24 protein-coding genes are annotated in these 25,556 nt (G+C 64.8%); 9 read left to right on the forward strand and 15 right to left on the reverse strand.

What is annotated here, in order from left to right:
• Positions 1-93 precede the first annotated feature (93 nt).
• Complete coding sequence (locus HZZ13_RS32180; protein ID WP_197963469.1) at positions 94-1,056, forward strand: D-2-hydroxyacid dehydrogenase family protein; 963 nt, start codon at positions 94-96, stop codon at positions 1,054-1,056.
• Between the two features lie 56 nt (positions 1,057-1,112).
• Here HZZ13_RS32180 and HZZ13_RS32185 read toward each other — a convergent pair whose 3' ends face one another.
• Positions 1,113-2,312 carry a L,D-transpeptidase gene (locus tag HZZ13_RS32185; protein WP_197963510.1) on the reverse strand — a complete coding sequence of 400 codons (1,200 nt, stop codon included), beginning with the start codon at positions 2,310-2,312 and terminating at the stop codon, positions 1,113-1,115.
• A gap of 369 nt (positions 2,313-2,681) precedes the next feature.
• Here HZZ13_RS32185 and HZZ13_RS32190 point away from each other — a divergent pair, with 369 nt between their 5' ends.
• Positions 2,682-3,458, forward strand: coding sequence for a hypothetical protein (locus HZZ13_RS32190; RefSeq protein WP_197963470.1), 777 nt, complete (start codon positions 2,682-2,684; stop codon positions 3,456-3,458).
• 18 nt (positions 3,459-3,476) lie between these two features.
• Here HZZ13_RS32190 and sseA read toward each other — a convergent pair whose 3' ends face one another.
• The 3 genes from sseA to HZZ13_RS32205 form a co-directional block, all read right to left on the reverse strand.
• Positions 3,477-4,331, reverse strand: coding sequence for a 3-mercaptopyruvate sulfurtransferase (sseA, locus tag HZZ13_RS32195; protein ID WP_197963471.1), 855 nt, complete (start codon positions 4,329-4,331; stop codon positions 3,477-3,479).
• A 96-nt stretch (positions 4,332-4,427) separates the two neighbouring features.
• Entirely contained in the window at positions 4,428-4,841 is a 414-nt protein-coding gene (locus HZZ13_RS32200; protein WP_024339461.1) for a rhodanese-like domain-containing protein, read from the reverse strand.
• 127 nt (positions 4,842-4,968) lie between these two features.
• On the reverse strand, positions 4,969-6,144 hold the full coding sequence (locus HZZ13_RS32205) for a vWA domain-containing protein (RefSeq protein ID WP_197963472.1): 1,176 nt from the start codon (positions 6,142-6,144) through the stop codon (positions 4,969-4,971).
• A gap of 295 nt (positions 6,145-6,439) precedes the next feature.
• Here HZZ13_RS32205 and HZZ13_RS32210 point away from each other — a divergent pair, with 295 nt between their 5' ends.
• Both HZZ13_RS32210 and HZZ13_RS32215 read left to right on the forward strand, forming a co-directional pair.
• Entirely contained in the window at positions 6,440-6,685 is a 246-nt protein-coding gene (locus tag HZZ13_RS32210; protein WP_197963473.1) for a GlsB/YeaQ/YmgE family stress response membrane protein, read from the forward strand.
• A 105-nt stretch (positions 6,686-6,790) separates the two neighbouring features.
• On the forward strand, positions 6,791-7,633 hold the full coding sequence (locus HZZ13_RS32215; protein ID WP_197963474.1) for an AAA family ATPase: 843 nt from the start codon (positions 6,791-6,793) through the stop codon (positions 7,631-7,633).
• 1,011 nt (positions 7,634-8,644) lie between these two features.
• Here HZZ13_RS32215 and HZZ13_RS32220 read toward each other — a convergent pair.
• From HZZ13_RS32220 to HZZ13_RS32240, 5 genes are all read right to left on the reverse strand, one after another.
• The gene (locus tag HZZ13_RS32220) at positions 8,645-9,187 is read right to left on the reverse strand and encodes an REP-associated tyrosine transposase (protein WP_197963475.1); all 543 of its coding nucleotides are present in this window, start codon (positions 9,185-9,187) and stop codon (positions 8,645-8,647) included.
• A gap of 134 nt (positions 9,188-9,321) precedes the next feature.
• Positions 9,322-10,968: a GMC family oxidoreductase gene (locus tag HZZ13_RS32225; RefSeq protein WP_197963476.1), complete on the reverse strand. Its 1,647-nt coding sequence runs from the start codon at positions 10,966-10,968 to the stop codon at positions 9,322-9,324.
• Positions 10,969-11,214: 246 nt separating this feature from the next.
• Entirely contained in the window at positions 11,215-11,808 is a 594-nt protein-coding gene (locus tag HZZ13_RS32230) for a GNAT family N-acetyltransferase (protein ID WP_197963477.1), read from the reverse strand.
• 158 nt (positions 11,809-11,966) lie between these two features.
• On the reverse strand, positions 11,967-12,893 hold the full coding sequence (locus HZZ13_RS32235) for an SMP-30/gluconolactonase/LRE family protein (protein ID WP_197963478.1): 927 nt from the start codon (positions 12,891-12,893) through the stop codon (positions 11,967-11,969).
• Positions 12,894-13,028: 135 nt separating this feature from the next.
• A complete protein-coding gene (locus HZZ13_RS32240) occupies positions 13,029-13,862 on the reverse strand; it encodes an AraC family transcriptional regulator (RefSeq protein WP_197963479.1) in 834 nt (277 codons plus the stop codon).
• A 172-nt stretch (positions 13,863-14,034) separates the two neighbouring features.
• Between HZZ13_RS32240 and HZZ13_RS32245 the strand changes: the two genes are divergently transcribed.
• Positions 14,035-15,138 (forward strand): mandelate racemase/muconate lactonizing enzyme family protein, encoded by a 1,104-nt coding sequence (locus HZZ13_RS32245; RefSeq protein ID WP_197963480.1) that lies wholly within the window; start codon positions 14,035-14,037, stop codon positions 15,136-15,138.
• Positions 15,139-15,147: 9 nt separating this feature from the next.
• Here HZZ13_RS32245 and HZZ13_RS32250 read toward each other — a convergent pair whose 3' ends face one another.
• Positions 15,148-15,504 carry a hypothetical protein gene (locus HZZ13_RS32250; protein WP_197963481.1) on the reverse strand — a complete coding sequence of 119 codons (357 nt, stop codon included), beginning with the start codon at positions 15,502-15,504 and terminating at the stop codon, positions 15,148-15,150.
• Between the two features lie 183 nt (positions 15,505-15,687).
• Here HZZ13_RS32250 and HZZ13_RS32255 point away from each other — a divergent pair, with 183 nt between their 5' ends.
• Complete coding sequence (locus HZZ13_RS32255; RefSeq protein ID WP_024339451.1) at positions 15,688-15,912, forward strand: hypothetical protein; 225 nt, start codon at positions 15,688-15,690, stop codon at positions 15,910-15,912.
• A 281-nt stretch (positions 15,913-16,193) separates the two neighbouring features.
• Here HZZ13_RS32255 and HZZ13_RS32260 read toward each other — a convergent pair whose 3' ends face one another.
• The gene (locus HZZ13_RS32260; protein WP_197948484.1) at positions 16,194-16,850 is read right to left on the reverse strand and encodes a glutathione S-transferase family protein; all 657 of its coding nucleotides are present in this window, start codon (positions 16,848-16,850) and stop codon (positions 16,194-16,196) included.
• Positions 16,851-17,006: 156 nt separating this feature from the next.
• Here HZZ13_RS32260 and HZZ13_RS32265 point away from each other — a divergent pair, with 156 nt between their 5' ends.
• Positions 17,007-18,230 (forward strand): polyhydroxyalkanoate depolymerase, encoded by a 1,224-nt coding sequence (locus tag HZZ13_RS32265; RefSeq protein WP_197963482.1) that lies wholly within the window; start codon positions 17,007-17,009, stop codon positions 18,228-18,230.
• A gap of 64 nt (positions 18,231-18,294) precedes the next feature.
• Here the strand turns inward: HZZ13_RS32265 and HZZ13_RS32270 are convergent, their stop codons facing one another.
• Positions 18,295-19,224 carry an NmrA family NAD(P)-binding protein gene (locus HZZ13_RS32270; RefSeq protein ID WP_197963483.1) on the reverse strand — a complete coding sequence of 310 codons (930 nt, stop codon included), beginning with the start codon at positions 19,222-19,224 and terminating at the stop codon, positions 18,295-18,297.
• 101 nt (positions 19,225-19,325) lie between these two features.
• Here HZZ13_RS32270 and HZZ13_RS32275 point away from each other — a divergent pair, with 101 nt between their 5' ends.
• Both HZZ13_RS32275 and HZZ13_RS32280 read left to right on the forward strand, forming a co-directional pair.
• Complete coding sequence (locus tag HZZ13_RS32275; protein WP_197963484.1) at positions 19,326-19,955, forward strand: TetR/AcrR family transcriptional regulator; 630 nt, start codon at positions 19,326-19,328, stop codon at positions 19,953-19,955.
• Between the two features lie 66 nt (positions 19,956-20,021).
• Positions 20,022-20,708 carry a helix-turn-helix domain-containing protein gene (locus tag HZZ13_RS32280; protein WP_197963485.1) on the forward strand — a complete coding sequence of 229 codons (687 nt, stop codon included), beginning with the start codon at positions 20,022-20,024 and terminating at the stop codon, positions 20,706-20,708.
• 12 nt (positions 20,709-20,720) lie between these two features.
• On the opposite strand, the gene HZZ13_RS32285 is transcribed toward HZZ13_RS32280, so the two are convergent.
• From HZZ13_RS32285 to HZZ13_RS37455, 3 genes are read right to left on the reverse strand one after another with little or no spacing between them, the layout of a single operon-like run.
• Positions 20,721-22,259: an aldehyde dehydrogenase gene (locus HZZ13_RS32285; RefSeq protein WP_197963486.1), complete on the reverse strand. Its 1,539-nt coding sequence runs from the start codon at positions 22,257-22,259 to the stop codon at positions 20,721-20,723.
• Positions 22,260-22,287: 28 nt separating this feature from the next.
• Complete coding sequence (locus HZZ13_RS32290) at positions 22,288-23,493, reverse strand: ABC transporter substrate-binding protein (protein ID WP_197963487.1); 1,206 nt, start codon at positions 23,491-23,493, stop codon at positions 22,288-22,290.
• Positions 23,494-23,536: 43 nt separating this feature from the next.
• Positions 23,537-25,465 (reverse strand): autotransporter domain-containing protein, encoded by a 1,929-nt coding sequence (locus tag HZZ13_RS37455; RefSeq protein ID WP_197963488.1) that lies wholly within the window; start codon positions 25,463-25,465, stop codon positions 23,537-23,539.
• Positions 25,466-25,556: the final 91 nt, after the last annotated feature.

The following is a 25,556-nucleotide window of genomic DNA, read 5'->3' on the forward strand; positions in this document are numbered from 1 at the left end:
TTGCGCGCTGGCGCGATTGCGCGCAACCATGGCCAGGTTCCCGACGACGGCGCCCGCCCGGCGCCCCTCACCTCTCGCCATGGATGAACGCTGATGAGCCGGCTGCGCTGCGCAATCCTCGACGACTATTTCAATCTCGCCCTCGACGTCGCCGACTGGCCGAAACTGTCAGACCGCATCGACGTCACCGTGTTCAGCCATCCCTTCGCCTCCGAGCAGGCGGCAGCCAGTGCGCTCGCCGACTTCGAGATCATCTGCGCGATGCGCGAGCGCACGGCGTTTCCCAACAGCCTGTTCGATCGTCTGCCGAAGCTGAAGCTGCTGCTGACGTCGGGCATGCGCAACGCCGCCATCGACATCGAGGCCGCGAAAGCGCGCGGCATCGCCATCGGCGGCACGCAATATTCCCGCGATCCGACGGCGCCGCTCGCCATGGGCCTGATCCTGGAATTGACCCGCGGCATCGGCCGCGAGAATGCACGCATGCATGCCGGCGAGCCCTGGCAGACATTTGCCGGCGTCGAGATCGACGGCCTGACGCTCGGCATCGTCGGGCTCGGCAAGCTCGGCAGCAAGATGGCTGGGATCGCGAAAGCGTTCGGCATGAACGTGATCGCCTGGAGCCCGAACCTGACGCCCGAGAAGTGCGCTTCTGTTGGCGTCGGCTGCGCCACCAAGGAGGAGCTGTTCGCCAAAGCCGACATCGTCACCATCCACGTGGTCTTGAGCGAGCGCTCGCGTGGCCTGGTGAGCCGCGCGGATCTTGCGCGGATGAAGCCGACGGCCTTCCTGATCAACACCGCGCGCGGGCCGATCGTGGACGAGCAGGCGCTGCTGGAAGCCTTGCAGCAGCGCAAGATCGCGGGTGCAGGCCTAGACGTGTTCTCGGTCGAGCCGCTGCCGGTCGACCATCCCTTCCGCAAGCTCGACAATGTCGTGCTGACGCCGCATCTGGGCTACGCGACCACGGATGGCTTGCGCATCCATTACGGCCAGATGGTCGAGGCGATCGACGCCTTCACCAGAGGCGGCGAGCTGCCGCGGAAGCTGGCCTGAAACGAAAAGGGCGTGCCAACGGCACGCCCTTCGCAAACTCATTGATGTTGAGGCGCTCAGCGCACGGTGACCGGCGCGGGCAGCGGCGGCACAACGGTGGGCTGCGTCCCCGGGACCGGGCCCGCCTGGGCGGACATCGGAGCCGGCGCGGCGGCGCTCTGCGTCGGCGCGGCGGAGGCCGTCGCCGTTCCCGGCGGCGGGCCGCCCGGCAGCACTACGACGCGGGTGCCAACCTTGACGCGATCGAACAGGTCGGAGACGTCCTCGTTCAGCATGCCGATGCAGCCGGAGGAGACGAACTTGCCGATGGTCGAGGGCTGGTTGGTGCCGTGGATGCGATAGACAGTCGAACCGAGATACATCGCGCGGGCGCCGAGCGGATTGCCCGGGCCGCCGGCCATGAAGCGCGGCAGATAGGGCTGGCGCTCGATCATCTCGGTCGGCGGATGCCAATCCGGCCACTCCGCCTTGCGGGTGATCTTCTGCACGCCGGTCCAGGTGAAGCCGTCGCGGCCGACGCGGACGCCGTAGCGGATCGCACGGCCGCCTCCGAGCACGTAATAGAGGTAGGTGTTGGGCGTATCGACCACGAGCGTGCCGGCCGGCTCCTTGGTCTGGAACGCGACCTCCTGACGGCGCAGGTTCGGCGGCAGCTGCACCGGCGCAGCATCGGGCTGCTCCTCGGGCGGCAGCGCGGCCAAGGTCACTGGGCGGCCATCCGTTCCCACGGGCGGCTGCCCGGCCTGGACCGTCCCGGTCGCGGCGGGACCGCCGACAGCTTCCGGCGGACGCAGGCCATCATTGGCAGGAGCCTGCTGGGGCGGACGATCGGCGTAGATCACAGCCGGCGGACCGGCGGGCCGGCCGTAGCGGGGATCGTCGGGCGACATCACGGGGCCCTGGGGCGGCGCTGCCGAATAGGCCGGCGGGGCGCCAGCCGGGCGCCCATAACGCGGATCATCCGGCGACATCACTGGGCCTTGCGGCGGGGCGGCCGAATAGACCGGAGGCGCGCCCATCGGACGGCCGTAGCGCGGATCGTCGGCCGGACCGGGCGGCGGCAGCGACGCATGCGGCATCGCGTCGTCGTCTTCGTCGAGCGCATCGAAATTCGGCACACGGTCACCGGGCCGATATTCGGCGGGTGCGCCATAGCCCGGCACCTGCTGAATCGGATAGCTCTGAGCCTGAGCGAGCGAGGTTCCCGCCGCAGCGACTGTTGCGGCAGCGCATATCGTCAGAAAGTGTTTGATCATCATCGCTCTTGTATAGTCCCCAAGCCCGATCGGACCGTTAACGGCCAGATGACGGAAGATAGCGGCACATTCAAGACATATCAGGCCTATTTGCGCCGGATTTGCCGTTTTGTGATCCGGCAAGATTACCGTTGCCCCGTTGCATCACGGGGCTGAAATCGTATCGCGACATCAATTGCCGCCATGTTGGGCCGCGAATTTAACGGAACGATGCCGAGGCGTTGCGATATGGTCGAATCAGCCTGATTCGCCACCTTTTTGAGCTCCGATCCCGCGTGGCGAACGCGGCAAGCAGTACCGTCACCGCGTTCAGATGGCTCTTGGGCCCCGGCCATTCCGGCTGCTGGGGCGGAAATTCGCAATCGCTCGATGCTTCCCGGCTTTCGCTTCCTGTTTGCCGCGATCCTGCTGTCAACCTCCGTCCTGGTGTTCGGCCTAGGGGCCGCCGCGCTGCTCCGGGCGACCCATCAGCAATATGTCAGCAACCCCGGCTGGCGGACCGGGCCGCAGGAGCAGGTGTTTGCGCAAGCGCCCGAGCCGGTGCTCGCGGTGCTGCGGGCCGAACCGGAGCCGCCCCCCGAGACCACGCCATCGCTGCGCGACCAGGTGCCGACCATCGCTCTGCCCATGAGCGAGCCCGAACAGGTTGCCGCACTCACGACCGAGACCGACGTCCAGCCTGAGGCCGCCGCGCCCCTGGCTGAAGTGCCGGCCGTCGAACCAGCGAAGCCCGAACCAGCCCAGCCCGAACCGACCGTGGCGGCCGCAGCGCCGGCTGCCACCGATACGCTGACCCCCGCCGACACCACGGCCGCGATTCCCAATCCCGAGCCTGCCGCAACCGCCGGCGAGCCGGGACCGGCTGACCCCTCCCTCGCCGCCGCGCCGCTCGATGTCGCTTCCGCAAGGCTCGCTGCACTGAGCGCCGCCACGGCGGCGACGGACGCGCCGGCGAAGGCCAGAACCGAGAACAGCAAGGCCGAGAGCACCAAGTCGGACAGCAAGGCGACCAAGCGCAAGGCGAAGGCCAAGAAGCGCCACCGCGTGGTGCGGCGCCCGCCGCCTCAGCCGCTGCAGCAGCAGCTCGATCCGTTCGGTCAGCAGCAGCCGGCTTTCGCGACAACAACGACCGCACGCACGCGCTGACTCTTCACTCCGACAACCTCACGCCGGGCCGGTCGCGATGGCCGGGCCGCCGGCCTGACCCCATTCCGACCACGACCCGTCATAGAGCGCGGTGTCGGTGATGCCGAGGCGGTAGAGCGCGAGCGTCAGCACGCCGGCCGACACGCCCGAGCCGCAGCTCGTCACGATCGGTGCATCGAGCTTGACGCCAGCGTTCGTGAAGGCGGCGCGGAGCTCGTCGAGCGGCTTCATCTCGCCGGTCGCGGCATCGAACAAGAGGTTGTACGGCACGTTGCGGGCGCCAGGGATGTGGCCAGAGCGGATGCCCGGCCGCGGCTCGGGCGCGCGGCCTTCGAACCGATCGGCAGCGCGCGCGTCGATCACCTGCTCCTTGCGGCTTTCGAGGTTGGCGATCAGCTGCTGCATGCTGCGCACGCGATTTGAATCGTAGTTCGCCGTGAAGGTCGCAGGCTTCGGCTTGACCTCGCCGCTCTCGGTCGCGCGTCCCTCGGCGCGCCATTTCTTCAAACCGCCATTGAGGATACGCACATTGCTGTGGCCGTAGGAGAGGAACATCCACCACGCACGCGGCGCTGCGACCCAGCCGCCGGCATCGTAGAGCACGACGGTGTCGCTGTTTCCGATGCCGAGATTGCCGACGTCGCGGCCGAACTGCTCGGCGCTCGGAAACATGTGCGGCAACGGGTTGGAATGGTCCGACACCGCATCGACGTCGAAGAACACGGCGCCCGGCAGATGCGCGGCGAGATAATCGTCCTTCGGCAGCGGCAGCACGCCCGGCAGCTTGAAGCTGGCGTCGAGGATCTTGACGTTGGCATCGTCCATGTGCGCGGCGAGCCATTCGGTGGAGACGAGGGGGTCGGTGGCGGTCATACGTCTGTACTCTCCAGTCGTCATGGCCGGGCTTGACCCGGCCATCCATTTTTCTTGAGATGATGGACACGCGGGTCAAGCCCGCGTGTGACAAGTTCACCCCTTCTTCTTCGGCTCCCACTTCTCCGTGGGCCCGCCGGCGTCGCGCCAGGCGGCGTAGCCGCCGGCGATGTGGGCGACGGGCTTGAGGCCCATGTCCTGCGCGGTCTTGGCCGCGAGCGCGGAGCGCAGGCCCCCCGCGCAATGGAACACGAACTTCTTGTCCTCTTGAAAGATCGGCTTGGCGTAGGGGCTCTGCGGATCGATCCAGAATTCGAGCATGCCGCGGGTGCAGGCGAAGGCGCCGGGGATGCGGCCGTCGCGTTCGATCTCGCGGGGGTCGCGGATGTCGACGATGACGACGTCGCCGTTCTTGGAGATCTCGATCGCGTCCTTGGCGGAGAGCGTCTCGATCTCGGCATTGGCCTCGTCGATCAGCGCCTTGATGCCGCGGGTGATGGTCTGGGGCATATGGTTCTCCCTCTTTGTCATTCCGGGGCGCGCGCAGCGCGAACCCGGAATCCATTTCTCTACACGCGCTGCGGCCTGATGGATTCCGGGCTCGATGCTTCGCATCGCCCCGGAATGACGGCGGGAGCTAGTGCGTCAATTCCTTCATCGCAGCTTCCAGCCCTTCGATCGTGATCGGGTACATGCGGTTCGCGAAGATGCGTCTGATGATGGTGGTGGATTCCGAATAGTCCCAGTGCTTCTGCTGCACCGGGTTCAGCCACACCGTGTGCGGATAGGTGCGGATGATGCGGTCGAGCCAGACCGAGCCGGGCTCCTCGTTGACGTGCTCGACCGAGCCGCCGGGCACCATGATCTCGTAAGGCGACATCGAGGCGTCGCCGACGAACACGACCTTGTAGTCGTGCGGGTATTTGTGCAGCACGTCCCAGGTCGGCGTTCGGTCGGTGAAGCGGCGCTTGTTCTGCTTCCACACGCCTTCATAGAGGCAGTTGTGGAAGTAGAAATACTCCATGTGCTTGAACTCGCTCTTCGCCGCCGAGAACAGCTCCTCGACCTGCTCGATATGCGCATCCATCGAGCCGCCGATGTCGAAGAACACCAGGAGCTTCACCGCATTGCGCCGCTCGGGGCGCATGTGTACGTCGAGATAGCCGTGATTGGCGGTCTCGCGGATGGTGGTCTCGAGATCGAGCTCGTCGGGCGCGCCGGTGCGCGCGAATTTGCGCAGGCGGCGCAGGGCCACCTTGATGTTGCGAATGCCGAGCTCGACATTGCCGTCCAAATCCTTGAACTCGCGCTTGTCCCACACCTTCACGGCGCGGTTGTTGCGGTTCTTCTCCTGGCCGATACGCACGCCTTCGGGGTTATAGCCGTGCGCGCCGAACGGCGAGGTGCCGGCGGTGCCAATCCACTTGCTGCCGCCCTGGTGGCGGCCCTTCTGCTCCTCGAGCCGCTTCTTCAAGGTCTCCATGAGCTTGTCCCAGCCCATGGCCTCGATCTGCTTCTTCTCTTCTTCCGTCAGATACTTCTCGGCGAGCTTCTTCAGCCACTCCTCGGGGATCTCCGCCTTCTCCATGGCGTCGAGCAGGCTTTCCAGCCCCTTGAAGACGGTGCCGAAGACACGGTCGAACTTGTCGAGGTTGCGCTCGTCCTTCACCAGTGAGGCGCGCGACAGGTAATAGAAATTCTCGACCGTGTAGTCCGCAAGGTCGGCGTCGAGCGCCTCCATCAGCGTGAGGTATTCGCGCAGCGTCACGGGGACCTGCGCATCGCGCAGAGAGGTGAAGAATTGCAGGAACATGGGTGACAGATTGCCCGTCGGGTGGCTGACGTCAAGGGGCGGCCCTTCACCTCTCCCATCGGGAGAGGTCGCACCCACCGGGTCGTGCCGAAGGCGCGCCCGATGACAGGCTCCGGGCGCGGGTGAGGGGTTTCGGTCTCTCGTGGGACCGGCGCCCCCTCACCCGATTTGCTGCGCAAATCGACCTCTCCCCGCCGGGGAGAGGTGAAGCGCGAGCGCGGCGATTCAGCGTGGACCCACGGACATTTTGCACTAGAATTGCCGGCCTTACGGGGTTGTTTGGGGGACGTTTGCAATGGGAATTGTCGCAGCGCTCATCATCGGCGCGATCGCCGGCTGGCTGGCCGGCAAGATTGTCCATGGGGCGGGATTTGGGCTGATCGGCAACATCGTCGTCGGCATCATCGGCGCGCTGGTCGCGAGCTGGGTGCTGCCGCAGCTGCACATCCAGCTCGCTACCGGCACAATCGGCTCCATCGTGGACGCCACGATCGGCGCGGTGATTGTGCTCGTCATCCTTTCGCTGATAAGACGGGTCTGACAGCCTGACCGAACCTGGAACGGCCGCCCTGCGCGGCCGTTCCCATGTCGCGACCGGGGCGATGCAATTGGCAATCCCCGTGACGACGACCAACAAGGACGCGCGATGAAATTTACCGGCACCAAGGACTATGTTGCGACCGATGACCTCAAGGTCGCCGTCAACGCTTCGATCGTACTCGAGCGCCCGCTGCTGGTGAAGGGGGAGCCCGGCACCGGCAAGACGGTGCTGGCGGAGGAAGTCGCAAAGGCGCTGAACGCGCCGCTTCTGACCTGGCACATCAAGTCCACCACCAAGGCGCAGCAGGGCCTCTACGAATACGACGCGGTGTCGCGCCTGCGCGACAGCCAGCTCGGCGATGCGCGCGTGTCCGACATCAGAAACTACATCAAGCGCGGCAAGCTGTGGGAGGCCTTCACCAGCGAGCAGCGCCCGGTGCTGCTGATCGACGAGATCGACAAGGCCGACATCGAATTCCCCAACGATCTGCTGCTCGAGCTCGACCGCATGGAATTCCATGTCTACGAGACCGGCGAGACGATCAAGGCCAAGCAGCGCCCGATCATGATGATCACCTCCAACAACGAGAAGGAGCTGCCGGACGCGTTCCTGCGTCGCTGCTTCTTCCACTACATCAAGTTCCCTGACGCCGACACGATGGGCCGCATCGTCGACGTCCACTTCCCCGGCATCAAGAAGCGCCTGGTCGAGGAAGCCTTGCGCATCTTCTTCGAGGTGCGCGAGGTGCCGGGCCTGAAGAAGAAGCCGTCCACCTCGGAGCTGCTCGACTGGCTCAAGCTGCTGCTCAACGAAGACATGAGCGCCGAGCAGCTGCGCGAGCGCGATCCGCGAAAACTGATCCCGCCGCTGCACGGCGCGCTCTTGAAGAACGAGCAGGACGTGCATCTGTTCGAGCGGCTGGCGTTTCTGAGCCGACGGGAAGTCTGAGGGCTCTCGTGTCCCGGATGCGCTGCAGCGTGAAACGCTGCTGCGCAGAGCGGGACCCAGAAGGCGACACGGATTGCTCCGAGACATGGGCCCCGGCTCTGCAGCGCACCGTCGAAGTGACGCTGCGCTGCGTCCGGGGCACGAGAGCGGAGTTTGGCGCGAGCCTGCCTCCAGGTCGTCATTGCGAGGAGCCCTTGCGACGAAGCAATCCAGGATCTTTCCGCGGAAAGACTCTGGATTGCTTCGCTACGCTCGCAATGACGGAGCATGAGGCACGGGCTTCGCTCTTTCAGCTTGCACTTTGAATCGCACACGCACGCCTGCATTCTCGCGGCGCATATCGCCCGAGCTTTGCGTCATTCCATCGCCCAAAGGAAGGAGGGCGCAGGGAAGGCCGGGTGCTGACCTCGCACCCGCGGTCTGCTGCGCAAAAGGCACACGCAGAAAACCGCACAGCAGCATACAGGTGGTGCCGAACACACGGCCTTCCCTGCGCGATGGTCGGACGGCTTATGCCGTGCTCTCCCGGGAGCCGAACTTTCCCTCTGGCCTCCCTCGCCGTTCGAATTGACGATGCCGTCCGCCCGGTTGGGCTCGCGCGCATCTTCGAAGGGCTTGGCCGTAGCAACGACGGCCAGGACCACACGGTTTTGCCGTACGCGTTCAGCGCCGTCCGTCTACACGCGGTCGCGGACTCACAGGGACTACCCGCCCTGCCCGCTACCATCTCGTGCCGACGCTGCCGCGTCCACCGCAACCCGGCCCGCGTTTCGAACGACTCGCGAACCGCCCCTCTTCGTCGGGCCGGGCTGCGTCGATGTATGCCGCAATTCCGAATTTCGGTAAAGTGAAATATTTTCGCGGAGAGGGGTTGACGCGGATGCGGGGTGTTTTGCCCGACGGGACAGTCGGAGCTTCGTAGGATGGGTAGAGCGCAGCGAAACCCATCATCTTGCTGCGCTTGCCGAAGGACGATGGGTTTCGCTTCGCTCTACCCATCCTACAGCTGGTTCAACTGCGCTCTCCGAACTTTGCACCATCATCGCACTGCGACAGATCACCGGCCCAGTCCGCCGGATAGATGCCGAGTTCCACGTGGCGGTGGAATGACGATGGCGCCCAATCGCAGACTCGATTGACCAGTCCGTGCTTGACCGGATTGATGTGCACGTAGTCGATATGCCGGGCGTAATCCTCCTCGTCGCGGATGGTGTGCTCCCAATAGCGACGCTGCCAGATGCCTCGCTCTCCTCTGGCGGCGCGACCAGCCGAGACCGGTTCGTCAGGCGCAAGCTTGCGTGAGAAGGCTGACTTGATCTGCCGCCAGCGCATTGCGAAATCGGCATCTCCGTCCGGCATCGTCCACACGGTGTGAAGATGCTCAGGCAGGATCACGATTGCGTCGATCCTGAATGGGTGCCGTTGACGGATCTCGCGAAAGGCCGCACGCAAAGGCTCGATGTTTGCCGTCAGAAGCGACTGCCCGCGATCGAGCAGGTTGACGGTGAAGAAGAAGCTTCCACCTGGGACGAAGTTACGCCGATAGGAGGTCATACTTCATCATAACACAACCTTAGATCGAGTCCACGAGTCTTGCAGGATGGGTAGAGCGCAGCGAAACCCATCCTGCTTCGGCACGCGCTGCACGATGATGGGTTTCGCTGCGCTCTACCCATCCTACGAAGAAATCACGCCACCGCCGTATCCGGAATCCTTGCGGCTTCCAGCGGCTGTTTGCCGCGGATCAGGTCCGAGGCGCGGTCGGCGATCATCATGGTGGAGGCGTTGAGGTTCGCCGAGATCATGCGCGGCATGACCGAGGCGTCGATCACGCGGAGGCCTTCGAGTCCGTGGACGCGGAGGTGGTCGTCGACCACAGCCCACGTCGAGTCCGCCGGGCCCATGCGGCAGGTGCAGCCGGGGTGGAAGGTGGTGGTGCCGCGCTGGGTGGCGGCTGCCAAAAATTCGTCGTCGGTGTTGACGTTGGGGCCGGGGAAATCCTCGTAGGCGTAATAGGGCGACAGCGGCGCGCTCTTCAAAAGCTTGCGCGCGAGCTTCATGCCGCCGACGATGACGCGACGGTCGAGCTCGGCGTCGAGATAATTGGTCTGGATGATCGGCGGCGCGAACGGATCGCTCGAGCGGATCCGGACATAGCCGCGGCTCTCGGGGCGCTGCTGCCAGGACGCCACGGTCATGCCGGGCTCGTCCTCGAGCTGGCCCTGCACGCCTTCCTTGTAGCTCGCCGGCGTGAAGGTGAGCTGCAGGTCGGAGCTCTCGGCGCTCTCGCCGGAATGCCAGAAGCAATAGACCATGGTCGGCGACAGCGACAGCAGGCCGCGGCGCGCGGTCGCCCATTTCGCCGCTTCGACCCAGAGACGCCAGCCGCGGCGGAGCTCGTTGATGGTCTTGATGTCCTTGACCCGCGCCACCGTACGCGGGGCGTAATGGTCCTGCAGGCCCTCGCCGACGGGCAGCGCGTGACGCACGGCGATGCCGTGCTGCTGCAGCAGATCGGGCGAGCCGATGCCGGAGAGCTGCAGCAGCTGCGGCGAATTATAGCTGCCGCCGGAGAGGATGACTTCCTTGTTGGCGCGCACTTCGACCGGCTGGCCGCCGCGGCCGCCCTTGGTGTAGCGTACGCCGACGGCGCGTTTGCCCTCGAAGATGATCTCGGTCGCGTGCGCATGGGTGCGCACATGCACGTTGGGCCGCTTCATCGCGGGCTTGAGGAACGCGGTGGCGCCGGAGACGCGCAGGCCGTTGTTGATGGTGCGCTGGCAGTAGGAGACGCCTTCCTGGGTCTTGCCGTTGTAATCGGGGTTGCGGGGAATGCCGAGCGAGACCGCGCCTTCCATGAAGGCCTCGCAGAGCGGATCGCGCCAGTTCATGGTGGTGACGATGAGATTGCCGTCGCGGCCGCGATAGATGTCCTCGCCCTCGCCGATTCGCTTCTCCAGCCGGCGGAAATAGGGCAGCACGTCGGCATAGCCCCAGCCGCGATTGCCCATCTGCGCCCAGGTGTCGAAATCCATGCGCTGGCCGCGATTATAGATGTGGCCGTTGATCGAGGACGAGCCGCCCAGCGTCTTTCCGCGCGGCGCGTAGATGCTGCGCCCGCCGGTCCACGGCCCCGGCTCCTGCTGATAGGCCCAGTTGATGCTCTTCATGTGGAAGGTCTTGATGAAGCCGGCCGGCAGATGGATGTAGGGATGCCAGTCGGAAGGGCCCGCCTCGAGCACGCAGACGCTGGTGTTGGGGTCTTCGCTGAGCCGGCTTGTGAGCACGCAACCGGCGGAGCCCGCGCCGACGATCACATAATCAAATCTATCCATGGTGCCTCGGCCGCCTTTAGCGTGTCGTGAGATTGAATGAATTACAGCCGCGCGTGATGACACCTCTCCCAGAGGGAAAGGTCGATTTGCTCCCGGCGATGCGCAGCATCGTCCGGCGCAAATCGGGTGAGGGACTCAGGTCCCACGAGAGAGCGGTCCCCTCACCCGGCGCTACGCGCCGACCTCTCCCTATGGGAGAGGTAATCGAGCCCGCGGCGACATCGTTACGAAAACCACACATGATTCCTAGCGCGGCTTGTCGTTGAGTTGAAATTCCAGATGCGCCTGCACCGTCGGCCATTCGGCGGCGGTGATGCTGTAGACGACAGTGTCGCGCAACGTGCCGTTCGGCGCGACCTGGTGGCTGCGCAAAATGCCGTCCTGCTTGGCGCCCAGGCGTTCGATGGCGCGGCGGCTCTGGTGGTTGAAGAAATGCGTTCGGAACTCGACCGCGATGCAATTCAGGGTCTCGAAGGCGTGGCGCAGCAGCATCAGCTTGCACTGCGTGTTGAGCGGGCCGCGCTGCGCGCTCTTGCCATACCAGGTCGAGCCGATCTCGACGCGGCGGTTGGCGGCGTCGATGTTCATGTAGGTGGTCATGCCGACGATCCGGCCGCCGGCGTCGAACACCGTGAACGGCAGCATCGAGCCTGCGGCCTGCAGGCCCAAGCGGCGGTCGATCTCCTTGCCCATATTCTCCGGCAGCGGGATTGCGGTGTACCAGAGTTTTGACAGCTCGCCGTCCTTGACGGCCTCGACCAGCCCCTCGCGGTGATCATGCGACAGCGGCTCCAGACGGGCGTGCTGTCCGCGCAGGGTGATGGGGTCGGGCCAGGGCATATCTCACTCCATAATGACTGCCGTCATTCCGGGGCGCGACGAAGTCGCGAGCCCGGAATCCATAACCACCGCCTGGGGTTATGGATTCCGGGCCTGCGTGCTGGCGCACGCATCCCGGAATGACGACGGATGTATTGGCACGGCTTGTCCAGATACATTCACTTGTTCAAAAAATTCAACGCCAATCCGCCGCGCGGCCAGTCCATCGCGATCAGCTCGCCCTTGCCCGAGAGCGTGACGTAGGCCGTCTTCAGCTCGGGGCCGCCGAAGGCGATGTTGGTGGTGACGCGGTCGCCGGTCGGGACCTGTTCCACCAGGGTGCCGTCGGGCGCGATCACCGAGATGCAGCCGGAGACGAGCGTGGCGACGCAGACACTGCCGTTCGCTTCCACCGCGAGCGAGTCGAACATCTGGTAGCCGCCGAGGCCGCAGATCGGCTTGCCGCGCTCGCCACGATAGATCGGATCGCGCGGCTTGAGCGTGCCCGGCGCCGAGAGCTCATAGGCCCAGAGCCGCCCGGTCGGCGTTTCCGCGATGTAGACCGTATTCTCGTCCGGCGACAGGCCGATGCCGTTCGCCGGCAAGATGCCATGCACGACCTCGACGATCTCGCTCATGCCGGGCTTGAGGTAATACATGCCGCCGACGTCCATATCGCGCGCGCGGCGCTTGCCGAGATCGGAGAACCAGAGCCCGCCCTGTTTGTCGAAGACGAGGTCATTCGGCCCGCGCAGATCGTGCGCGCCGCATTTGGTCACGACGGTCTCGACCTTGCCGGACTGCAGGTCGACGCGCTGGATCGCGCCGCCGAGATAATCGTCCGGTTGGGGGCCCGGCATGATCATCTTGCCGGCCGGGATCCAGGAGAAGCCGCCATTGTTGCAGATGTAGATCTTGCCGTCGGGCCCGAGCGCGGCGCCATTCGGGCCGCCTGGCACCTTCGCGACGATCTCCTTGCGGCCGTCGGGATAAACGCGCGTCAGGCGCTGGCCGCGGATCTCCACCAGCACGACCGAGCCATCCGGCATCACGACCGGCCCTTCAGGAAATTCGAGGTCGGTGGCAAGAACGCGGACGTTGGACATGTGGGACCCTCCCGGCTGCTTGTTATGGCTTGCACGGGATGTCCGGCACGGGCCCCACACGCAAGATTTGCCTGTGGTTATGACAAAGTCACCCGGGCTTGCCAAGCAAGCGGGATGGTATGCCAGCCTTGCAGCTTACTCCCGCACTGGCACCCAGATCTCGAAACCGCCATGGCCGGTCGCGGGATCGAATTTCTCGTCATAGCGCTCGAAGTTCGGCGCGTCCGCGGCTTTCAGGCCGGACGCCGGCAGCCATTGATTCCAGATCGTGTTGACGGTGCGCCGGATCGAGGCGACGTGGTCCTTGTGGGTGAACACCGCATAACGCTGCTCCGGAATGCGGATGCGGCCGAAGCGGCGCGGCAGGTCGGAGAAATCGGCGACCTCGACGCCGGCGATGTAATCGAAATTGCCGGCATCATCGCCGTTGCAGCAGACGCCGTAGGCGACGCTGCCGACGCGCGCGGGGATGTCGGCAACCTCCTGATGGAAGCGGTGCCACAGACCGGGGATCATGGCACCGTTGTCGCAGGAGATGCGCTCGGCGGGACCGGCGACGAGGAAGGCCTTGGCGGTCTCAAAACGCGGCGGGGCAAGATGGTCGAGCATGGTGGAGTCCATGAGGATCGGCTCCTGTAGCCTGAGTTGGTTGACGCACGCTGCCGCCCTCACCGCTTCGGGCGTGGTGCCGAATTGGTCGCGGAACGCGCGGGTGAAAGCTTCGTGCGAGCCGTAATCCGCCTCCAGCGCCAGTGACAGGATGTCGGGTGCGCCCTTTGCCAGACTGCGCGCCGCCTCCGTCAGCCGCCGCGCGCGCACGTAGCGCATCACCGGCAGACCGACGGCTGCGGCAAACGCACGCACGATGTGGAACCGCGACACGCCCGAGATCGCAGCGATCTCGTCGAGCGTCATCGGCTCGGCCAGATGGCTCTCGATGTACCAGAGCGCACGCTGGGCTGGATTCATGGTGGTTCAGACCCTCGTTCGAAGCGCGACGATGGTGCGCCTGTTACCATCGCTCTGCTTGATCGGCATTGCTGTCCTTCGCATGAGGATAGCCGGCCAATGCAAGCTGGCAACGCCCCGGCGTTCGTGGCTACACTCGTCCGAACCGCTCACGAGAAAGAGGAACCGGGTCATGGAAATCACCGATGTGCGGGCGCACCATATCCGCATCCCCTATGATTCCGGTGTCGCGAGCTTCCGCCAGGGCGCTTCCGCCATCACTGCCCTCGACATGGTCCTCGTCGAGGTCACGACCGATGCCGGGCTGACCGGCTGGGGCGATGCTTTCGCCTATGTCTGTCCGCGCACGACGCGCAGCGCGGTCGAGGAGATGATCGCGCCGCAGGCCCGCGGGCTGAAGGTGCCCGATGCGACCGGCATTGCCGCGGTGATGGAGCAGATCCAGCGCAACCTGCATCTGTTCGGCCGCTACGGCATCACCATGTTCGCGATCTCCGGGCTCGATATCGCATTGTGGGACCTCGCCGCGAAGGTCGCGCGCGTGCCGCTGCATCGGCTACTGGGCGAGATCAGGCGCACCGCCATTCCGGCTTACGCGAGCCTCCTTCGGATCGGCGCGCCCGACGACATCGCCGCCGAATGCAGGAAGGCGCTGGCGCTCGGCTATGGCGCGATCAAGCTGCACGAGACCACGACACCCGCGGTGCTCGCCGCGCGCGCGGCGATCGGCCCGAGCATTCCACTGATGGTCGACATGAACTGCCCGCTGACCGGAGAGCAGGCGATCGCGTTCGCGACGACATGCCGCGACGCACAGCCGATGTTCCTGGAAGAGCCGGTCTGGCCGCCGGAAGACTTCGCCGCGCTGGCCGAGGTGCGCAGCAAGAGCGGGCTCGGCATTGCGGCCGGCGAGAATGCCTGCACCGAGTACCAATTCCGCCAGATGATGGAGGCGGGCGCGGTCAGCCACGCCCAGCCGTCAGTGATCAAGGTCGGCGGCATCACGGAATTCCTGAAGGTCGCAGGCTTGGCCGATCGGCTCGGCATCAAGATCGTCCCGCACTCTCCTTACTTTGGTCCGGGCCTGCTGGCGACGCTGCATCTGCTCGCAACGCGCGACGACGGGCTGGTCGAGATGTTCTATCTGAAACGCGAAGCCTGCCTCTGGGGCGGCCGCGCCGATGTCGATGCAAGCGGCCATGTCGCGGTGCCCTCGGGCCCCGGGCTCGGCTACGAGCCCGATCGTGGCGTGATGGAGCGTTATCGCGTGGCGTGACCGGCGCACTTATTTCGTTGCGTCCTTCGCCGGCGGCGCGTCCTGCTTCTTCTTTGGATCCTCGGCGGTCTTCGCCTGCGCGGCCTGAAGATCGAGAAGCGTCTTCTGCAGGCCGGCGATGCTTGTCTTCAACGCGTCGATCTGGCGATTGGCTGCATCCAGCTTCTGCTGATGATCGAGGGTGAGCTTGGTGATCGTCTTCTGCAGGAAGTCGACATTGCTCTGGAGGCAGCTGGTGCGGCGCTCCATGGTCTTCTCGACCGTGCAGATCTCGATGCCGGGCACGTCCTGCGCGTGCACCGGCAGAGGCGCCAGCGTGGCGAGCAGCAACATTGCGAAACAAATGCCGGCGTTTCGAAGCAGCATGAAAGTTCCTCGCCAGTCGATCACATCAATGTGCGCTGTTTGCGCGCTGCAGCGTGAGGCTACCACACTCGTACCGCATTCTCGCGTTGAGCTTGCGTCCGTTCCTTCTGACGGGGAACGATGATCCGCGCGCGGAAGAGGTGGGCGCTCTAGCCGCGGCTTTGTTTAGGGGAGAATTTTGGAATGGCAACGCGCGATAGACGTTTGGCGGAATTCGACGGCGCCGGAGAACCACCGCCGGGCCTGCCACTCGAAGTGCTGTGCGAGGATCACAGCGGGACATATCAACTGCCGTTCGCCTGCCGCTATGTCGAGGGACGCTGGCAGAACCACGAGGCCGGCATTGCGGTGGAAGCAACCGTGATCGGCTGGCGCCTGCCGCGCGTGAAGCAGCGCGGGGCCGCCTGAAGGCGGTCTCTGTTTCAAAATGCGACGGGGCCGCACTCCGCTTTAACCTTCGGAACGCGGCCCGAACGAATCACGTCCGAATCAGCCGAATCGCCTTGTACGCACCTGTTCACGGCTAGATCTCGCTGCGGTTCGGCAGGCGCGCACAATATCTGCGCAGCTCGCCGGATCGCAGGCGCCTGTCACCGGGCCCAAAGGTTAATTCTTGCAAAGGCATAGCGCTGCAGTCCGCAGCGGGAGGGCCGCCGCCCCCGAAACAGGCAGGGCCCTGCGACGCGTGCCTAATATTCGACCTCGAGCTCCTCGATCTCGGCCGGCTCCTCCTTCGCCGCCGCAATCCATTCCTGCATCTCGGGCATGGCCATGATGGTGTCGGCATAGGCCTTCAATGGCGGCGCGAGCTTGACGTCGTAGGTCACGAAGCGAGTCACGACGGGAGCGTACATCGCGTCCGCCATGGTGCGCTTCTCGCCAAACAGGAAGGGGCCGCCCGATTTCTCCAGGCAGTCGCGCCAGATGAACCAGACCCGGTCGATATCGGCCTGCGCCCGCGACCAGATCTTGAACCCGGGAAAGTGTCCCTTCAGGTTGACGGGCAGCGAGGCGCGCAGCGTGGTGAAGCCGGAATGGATTTCGCCTGAGATCGAGCGGCAGTGGGCGCGCTGGATGCGGTCGGCCGGCAACAGGCCGGCGTCCGGCATGACCTCGTTGAGATATTCGGCAATGGCCAGCGTATCCCAGACCACGGCGCCCTCGTGCCGCAGGCACGGCACCAGGATCGACGAGGACAGCAGCAGGATCTCGGCGCGCGCCGACGGATCGTCCGGCGCGGTGACGATCTCCTCGAAGTCGAGCCCGGAGAATTTCGTCAGCAGCCAGCCACGCAGCGACCAGGACGAGTAGTTCTTGCTGCTGATGGTCAGTGTCGCCTTCGCCATATGACCCTTTCCCTGGTCCCCGACATCGGCCCGGCCTGCCCGTGGCCTCGTGCTTCCACCGCATAAACAGCAAGCGACGTGCCAGTTTTACGCGGAGCCTGATCGCCGTCTGGCGTCCTTATTGCATAGCAGCACGGGAGGGATGGGCATTTCAGTATGATGTCGATGTACTATCAGGCTTTTCAGAACCACATGGACCTGACGGCGCCATGGCGCGCGGGGGCTTCGTCCGCGCTCAAATTCCTCAACCTGGTTCCTCAGGGCCTCTCGGACCACGTGGTCGGCCGGCTGTCGGCCGCGCTGGAGCTGATCTCGCGCTCCACACTTACCTACGACCGTCCCGCCTACGGCATCGACAGCGTCATGGTGGGCAACCGCGAGGTCGCGGTCAGCGAGGAGATCGCCTACGCCACGCCGTTCGGCTCGCTGCTGCACTTCAAGAAAGACGGCGTGGCCGAGCAGCCGCGCATGCTGCTGGTGGCGCCGATGTCCGGACACTTCGCGACGCTCCTGCGCGGCACCGTGAAGACGCTGCTGCAGGACCACGACGTCTACATCACCGACTGGCACAATCCGCGCGACATCCCGCGCAGCGAGGGCCGCTTCGGGCTCGACGACTACACCGAGCACCTGATCGACTTCCTCGGACAACTCGGGCCGCGCCCGCACATGGTGGCGATCTGCCAGCCGTCCGTCTCCGCGCTCGCGGCCGCCGCGATCATGTGCGAGGACAACCATCCCTCGCGCCCGGCGACGCTGACGCTGATGGCAGGTCCCATCGACACGCGGATCCAGCCGACCAGGGTCAACGAGTTCGCCAAGAGCAAGCCGATCGAATGGTTCGAGCGCAATCTGATCAACTACGTGCCGGTGCAGTGCCGCGGCGCCTTGCGCAAGGTCTATCCCGGTTTCGTGCAGCTCACGGCCTTCGTCTCGATGAATCTCGAGCGCCACATCAAGCAGCATCTCGATCTCGCCAGCCACATCGCCAAGGGCGAGAAAGAGAAGGCCGCGACCATCAAGACCTTCTACGACGAATATTTCGCCGTGATGGATCTGCCGGCCGAGTTCTACATCGAGACCGTGCGCGACGTGTTCCAGGAGCATCTCCTGCCGCAAGGCAAGCTGATGCATCGCGGCCGTCCCGTGAACACCAGGGCCGTCAGCCGCATGGGGCTGATGACGGTCGAGGGCGAGAAGGACGACATCTGCTCGATCGGCCAGACGCTGGCCGCCCAGGACCTCTGCACCGGCGTGCGCGCCTATCGCCGCGTCCACCACATGCAGGCCGGCGTCGGCCATTACGGCGTGTTCTCCGGCAAGCGCTGGAACAACGAGATCTATCCGTTGCTGCGCGATTTCGTGCACGTCAATTCGTGAGACGGCCCGAAGGCGACGATGAAATCGCGATCGCCGGACGCCTGTTCATGAGCTCTGCCTCCGGTCAGACCGTTGCGCGTACCGCCGGCGAGGCCAGTTCGGCCCCGCGCTCGCGGATGAATTGCTCGAAAGTCTTCGGCTTGGCGCCACCGATCGTCTCGATCGTGTCGCTTGCGCTGAAGCGCGCTGCCTCCACCGTAGCACTCGCAGCACGCAGCGACTTCCAGAGCGAGGAGAGATGTTCGACCGCGTGCGCGTTCCAGCCCCGCGCGAGCGCTTCGTCTCGCCACTGCTCGTCGGTGATCTCCTCGTAGTGCGTGTCTCTCTTGAGGACGCGCGCAAACGTCTCGACAACATCGCGGACGGAGATCACGCTTCCGATCACGGGATAGGCGGCTCCGGCCTCCAGCGCAGGCGCCGTCAGCAGGCCGACGGCGATCCGCGAGACGTCCTCGGCCGCGATCAGTGGGAGAAGCGTATTCTCGTCGCCGAGCGGCAGCCGGATGGCTCCCTTCGCAGGCAGGTTCGCCCCCACGAGACGCGCGACGTTTTCATAGAAGACGGTGGCGCGGATATGGACCGGTCCGACGCCGGCCCATTCGAACACCTGCTCGGACAGGTAGTTCTGCCGCATGCGCGGCGTGGGCGCATCGAGCGAGGATTGATACATGACGAGGTTGACGAGGCGGGACACGCCATGCCTGCGCGCTGCGAGCGCCATCGCCGCCGTCGCATCCGCCAGCCCATCCTGAACCGGATAGGCGAAATAGATCGATGACACACCCTGTGCGGCCGCGTCCACCGATCTCGCATCGAGGAAGTCGCCGACGACGATGTCGGCACCGAGCGACTTCAAGCGATCGGACCGCTCGTCGCGCTGGCGTACGAACGCGCGGACACCGACGCCGCGTTCGAGCAGCATTTCCGCAACATGCCTGCCTGTCCTCCCCTGCGTGCCGCCGGCCGCAGAGGTCACGAGAACTGTCTTCGACATCACAATGGTCCTTTACCGTTGCCACGCCCCTTGGTACTGATCGGTACCCACCGATCGCAATATGGTACTGGCTGGTACCAAGTCAAGCGGAAAGTTTGTCGATGAGCGCGAAGAGCAAGCCGCCGGTTAAGGAGGCGGAGGGCCCCGAGATCCGAAAACGAATCCTTGGTGCGGCCCTGTCGGCCTTCATGGAGGGGGGTTATGCGCAGACCAGCACGCTCGAGATCGCGACGCGTGCCCGCGTTTCGAAGCGGGATCTCTACACCCTGTTCGGCAACAAGGAAGCGATGCTCGTCGCATGCATCTCGGAGCGCGCCCAACGGCTCCAGGCGCCGATCGATCTGCCCGCACTGCGCGACAGGAAAACGCTCGCCGGCGTGCTCACCGCGTTTGGAACGAAGCTCCTGACGGAAACGACCGACCCGGTGGTCGTTGCCGTGTTCCGGCTGGCGATATCCGAAACCGTCAATGCGCCGAAAGTCGCGCAAACCCTGGAGACGATGGCACGCAAGCCGATCCGCGAAGCATTGCGGACCATCATGGCGAACGCGGTGTCGGCAGGGCTGCTGACCGGAGAGCCGGAGGCGATGACTGATACTTTCCTGGGCGTGCTATGGGGAGACCTGATGACGGGGCTTCTGCTCCAGACCATCGATCGACCGAGTACCGCCGACATCGCACGGCGGGCAGGCGAGGCGTCGACGGTCCTGATCGAACGTCATGCGGCTTGAGGTACTGTCGAGACAGGACACCCGATAAACTTGTGAGGCAGCCCGACTTCTGAAATTATGCGCCTCATGCACGATAGATCACCACCACGACGGCAAAAGACTTCGCAAGTCCCTGCAAGCGAGGCCGCCATCACCCGCAAAGCTCCGGCAAGATCGAAGGGCCAGGCGCGCACGACCCGTGCAGGCGACGATGCCCTTATCGTCGAGCTCGGCAGCCGCGTCAAGCGCCTGAGGACACAGGCCGGCCTCACCCTTGAAGAGTTTGCGGCCCAGTCGGGCGTCAGCCGTGCCATGCTGTCCAAGGTCGAGCGCGGCGAGAAGAGCCCGACACTGGCGATCATCGTGAGGATCGCCAAGGGGCTCAACGTCTCGATGTCCGCTCTGATGGGCGCAGAGCCGGATGCAGCCCAGGTCGCGGTGATCCGGAAGGCGAATCGCCTCGCCTTCAAGGATCCTGAGACCGGCTTCGAACGTCACAACCTGTCGCCCTCGCACCTCGACAACGATCTCGAGTTTCTGCTGCACCGGATTCCACCGGGCGAATCCTCGGGCGAGCTACCGCCCTACAAGGTCCCGACCGAGAAATACCTCGTGGTGCACGAGGGCGAGTTGACGGTGCAGACCGGTGACGCCAACTACGTCCTCGGCACCGGCGACTCCTTCTACTTCGACGTGCGCGAGCCCTACCGCTTCATCAATGCCGGCAGGATTCCGTGCGCCTACTACCTCGTGATCCGCCGCCGCCGGGTCTGAGCCGTTTCCCGCCTATTGCAATGTGAACGGGTTGGTGATCGCGGGCCTCGGATTGATGAAGACGCTCTTGGCTTCCATGTACTCGTAGATCGCTTCGAGCCCGTTCTCCCGGCCGAGGCCGGACTCCTTGAAGCCTCCGAAGGGCGACAGGTAGCTCACCACGCGGTAGGCGTTGACCCAGACCGTTCCCGCCCGCAGCCGCTTCGGCAGCGACAGCGAACGGGCGAGGTCGGTGGTCCACAGGCCTGCAGCGAGGCCAAACGGCGTGTCGTTGGCGAGCGCGACCGCCTCGTCGTCGGAGTCGAACTTGATCACGCTGAGCACCGGCCCGAACACCTCCTCGCGCGCGATGCGCATGTCGTTGGTGACGTCGGCGAAGATGGTCGGCTCCACGAACCAGCCCTCGCCGCATTCGGGGCGAGTCGCCCGCCGCCCGCCGAGGATGCAGCGGGCGCCCTCCTCCTTGGCAAGCTCGATATAGTCCAGCACCTTTTGCAATTGCTGTTCGGTCGCGACCGGCCCAACGTCGGTGTCCGGGCTGTTGGGATCGCCGAGGCGCGCTGCCTTCATCACCTCGACGAGGCGCGCGAGAAAGGCGTCGTGGATCGAGGAATGCAGCAGCAGCCGCGATCCCGCCATACAGGTCTGGCCGCTCGCGGCGAAGATGCCCGAGATGACACCCTTGACCGCGTCTTCGATGCCGGCATCGCCGAAGACGATGTTCGGTGACTTGCCGCCGAGCTCGAGCGAGACCCGCTTGAACTGCCGTGCCGCGGCTTCATAGATGTTGCGGCCGGCAAGGTTGCCCCCGGTGAAGGCAATGCGATCGACGCAAGGATGCTCGACCAGAGGCTCGCCCGTCTCGGCGCCGAGTCCGGTCACGACGTTGACCACGCCCTTGGGAAAACCCGCCTGCTCGAACAGCTCCACCAAGGCAAGCAGCGAGGTCGAGGCGTATTCGGACGGCTTGATCACGACGGTATTGCCGGCAGCCAGCGCCGGCGCGAGCTTCCAGACCGTGAGCAGCAAGGGTGAATTCCAGGGCGTGATCGCGCCGACGACGCCGACCGGCTCATAGGACACGTAGTGCAGCATGCCCTTCTTGTCGGTCGGCGGCATTCGACCCTCGATCTTGTCGGCGAGCCCGCCATAATACTGGAACCAGCGCGGCAGATATTTCATCTGCCCGAGCATCTCAACCCTGAGCTTGCCGTTGTCGCGCACCTCCAGTTCGGCCAGCCGCTCCGCATTTGCCGCGATCAAGTCGCCAAGCCGATGCAACAACAGGCCGCGATCGCTCGGATGCATGCTGGCCCACGGGCCGCTCACGAAGGCACGATTGGCTGCCTGCACGGCGCGATCGACGTCTTGCGCATTGCCGCGCGGGATCACGGCCCAGGCCTTTCCCGTGTACGGGTTCTTGGTCTCCAGCCACCGTCCCGAAGCCGACTCGCACCATTCACCGTCGATATACAGCTTGAATGCCTCGAGCCGCGGCGAGCCATCTGCTCGCACCTGCCCAGACGACACCGACGAACCTTCCGCATTCATGGGGCACCTCGACTTCCAGACACTGGTCCTACCTCACGGCGAGGTAAGGACATCCACTCTTCTCTGCCGGCACGAACAGACCATCACCCGGCAGCGTTGCCACGAGCTTGTAGAGGTCCGCCGGACTCTTGGAGTCCTGCGGTCCCTTCACCTCGAAGATGTGCATGTCGGACACGACGCGCCCATTGGCCTGAATGTGCGCATGCTGAATTAGATTGCCCTCGATCGGCTGCTGCAGCATCTTGGCCTGGACTTGCGCGGGCTCGTCCGTGCCGATCGCCGCGACCGCCTTCAGGTAGTGAGTGGCGGCAAGGTAAGCGAGCACATGGCCCATGGTGGGAACGGCATTGCCGCTGCGGGCCATGAAGCGCTTCGACCAGGCGCGGGTCTCCTCGTTCATGTCCCAGTAGAAGGATGCGGCGAGCCGCAGGCCCTGCGCGGTCGAAAGGCCGAGCGCCGTCACGTTGTTCTCGAACACCAGCATGGTCGCAAGCTTGGCGCTGACGCCGAACTCCTTTGCCTGCTTGATGGCCAGCACGAGGTCGGGACCGGCATTGGCAAGCCCGATGACGTCGGCGCCGGACCCTTGCGCAGCGAGAAGCTGCGATGCCAGATCGGTGACGTTGAGGGGATGCAACACCTGACCCACGACCTGGCCGCCGGAGGCCTTCACGGTCTCGCCCGCATCGGCAGCGAGATTCTTGCCGAACACGTAGTCGGCGACGATGAAGAACCATTTCTTACCGCCGCTATCGACAATGCCCTTGGCGATGGTCTTGGACAGCTCGCTGGTCGACGGCGCCCATTGCGTGCCATACGGCGAGCAGCCGTCGCCACTGAAATTCGAGGCGTAACCGCCGCTGACCAGCGTGGTCTTCTTCAGCGTGCGGGCGATCGCCTGCACCGCCAGCCCTACCGAACTCGCCCCACCGGGAATGATGGCGCTGACGCCCTGCTGCTCGATGAACTGACGGGCCAACGCGGCGCCAATATCCGGCTTGCTCTGATGGTCGGCCGAGACCACTTCGATCTGGCGGCCCAGCACTTTGCCGCCAAAATCTTCGACCGCCATCCTGGTCGCCAGCACGGTACCCGGCCCGCCGTTGCCGGAATAGACGCCCGACATGTCGTCGATCACGCCGATTCGGAACGGTGCGTCCTGCGCGCGCGCGGCGGCGGGAACAACGCCGAGCAGCACCGCGACAGAGGCCGCGCGAAGCAGTGAAACGATCATGGTCTCCTCCCTTGTGAATGGCGGATAGTTCATTTTCCACGGATCAGAACGCGACTTTCACCGCGCCCTGCAGGGCGAATTGCGGATTGCTGTTTCCGAAGGTGCCCGCTGCGGTCAGCAAGCCGCTGACATTGCCTGTCAATACGGTCGAAACGCCGCCCACCAGCTTGCCATAGGTTCGGTCCGGATTGCCCGGCACAATCGTGTAGATCGGCAGCGCCAGCGCGGCCGTCTCGGCGGCGAGCAGCGTGCGCGCGCCGCCCAGGAAGTCGTGCTCGGCCGTCAGATTGACGAAGGAGTTGAAGGCGCGGGCGCCAACCAGAAAGGGGACGCGGAGCTGCACGCCCGCACTTCCGGTCAGGCCCTCGAGCTTCTGCCGCGCCACGAACTGGGTGATGATGGGATCGCCGGTCTCGGTATAAGGATCGACGTTGGTGTAGTCATAGAGCAGGCCGACCAGCGGGCCGACGCGCACGCGGCCAATGTCGAACAGATAGGCCGATCTGAAGCCGGCCGTGACGGTGTCGCCTCTCGTGCTGCCGCGGATCGTATCGACGACGCCAGGCCGATCGATGCGATAGTTGTTGTAGCCGTAGGTCGCGACGAGATCGGTCAGAAGATGCGAATAGGTCAAGGACGCATAGCCGCCGACCTGATAGCTGTCGAGATCGAGGTGACCGGTGCCGCCATGCAGATTGGCGACCGGATTGGTGTAGTTGAGCGCGCCGCCGATGCGGATGTTGGGACCGAGCTTGACGTCGGCACCGAGTGTGCCACCCGCCAGCGTGTAGTCGAAACCGATGGCGTTTCCGTCGGCGCCGAAGCGGTCGCCGCGGCTGCCGCTGCCATAGGCGGCGGCGAGATAGACCGACAGAGGCAGCTCGGGCGCAAGACGTCGCGGCGCCTTCGTGGTCATGCCAGGCCGGTCCATGGATGCGAAGGCCTCAGACGGTCCACCCGTGACACGCGGATCGTCGGCACGAAAAGCGTCGAGCCGCGAGAAGATCGAGCTGGAGAAGTTCTGTGCGGTCAGCTGCGCGATATCGGCCTGCGCCGCGAGCCCATCCTGCGCCGCGAGCAGGTTGGCCTCGTAGCGCGCGATCACGGCATAACCGGCTTCGGTCGGGTGCAGGTCGAACATGAAATGCTGGTTCTGCACGTCCTTGGACGCGGTGAGGCAATTGCCGTCGAAAACGCAGGCCGTACCGGTGGTAAAGCCGAGGCTCTTCGGGTCGGTATAGGCCTTGGTGTAAATTGCAGCGAGATCAACGACGTGAATGCGTACGCCTGGCCGCGCCAGCGGCGCAAGCGTGGCCGCGAGGTTGTCGTTGACCAAGCCGAAGAAGGTCGTCGCTCCCGGAATGTTCGGGAAATTGTAGGGCGGGCCCAGCGGATAGAAGCCGCCGATCGTATAGAAGTTGTGTGTCGACGAGGAAAAGTTGTTCTCGACCACGAAGTTGTGGCCGCCCGCTTTGATCAATTGCGAGACGTTGCTGAACTGCTGAGCCAGCGTTGCCGCTGCCAGCGTTTGCGGCGTGTAGGGGACACCGTTCGGATCGAGAATTCCGAGCAAGGGCGCAGCCGAGTTGTTGGGCATGCCGCCGACGACGATCAGGTCGCTCGGCTGAAAGCTCCGGCCAGCGGCCGTGAACTCGACGATCTGTTGCGCGACGGTCGGCCCGCCGTTGAACGCGGGAAAGACGCCATTGCCGACACCGTTGTACGCGTAGTCGTTGGTCTTGATGAAGCTGTAGCTCGTGAGCTGCGAGAGCCATTGCAGCGTCCCGCGGCCATTGCCGCAGGCGCCATAGGGCGCCGATTGCGGGAATACGATCGGACAATTGCGCGACACGTCGAGCAGACTGTCGCCAAACCCAAAGATCGTTCCGAGCTGCTGCGCCTGGGCGCTGGCAACAGGCATTCCTGCGGCCAGCAGCCAAGCTGCGGCCGACACCGCTGACTTTAGTCTCACGGCTGCGTCCCCCGATGTCGTGTTCGTCCCTTGGATGGCGTCTTGCGTGCGCCTCGTTGTGAGGAAGCCTAGCAGAAATTTTCTATTATGA

The sequence above is a fragment of the Bradyrhizobium agreste genome, assembly GCF_016031625.1.
GTDB lineage: Bacteria > Pseudomonadota > Alphaproteobacteria > Rhizobiales > Xanthobacteraceae > Bradyrhizobium > Bradyrhizobium agreste.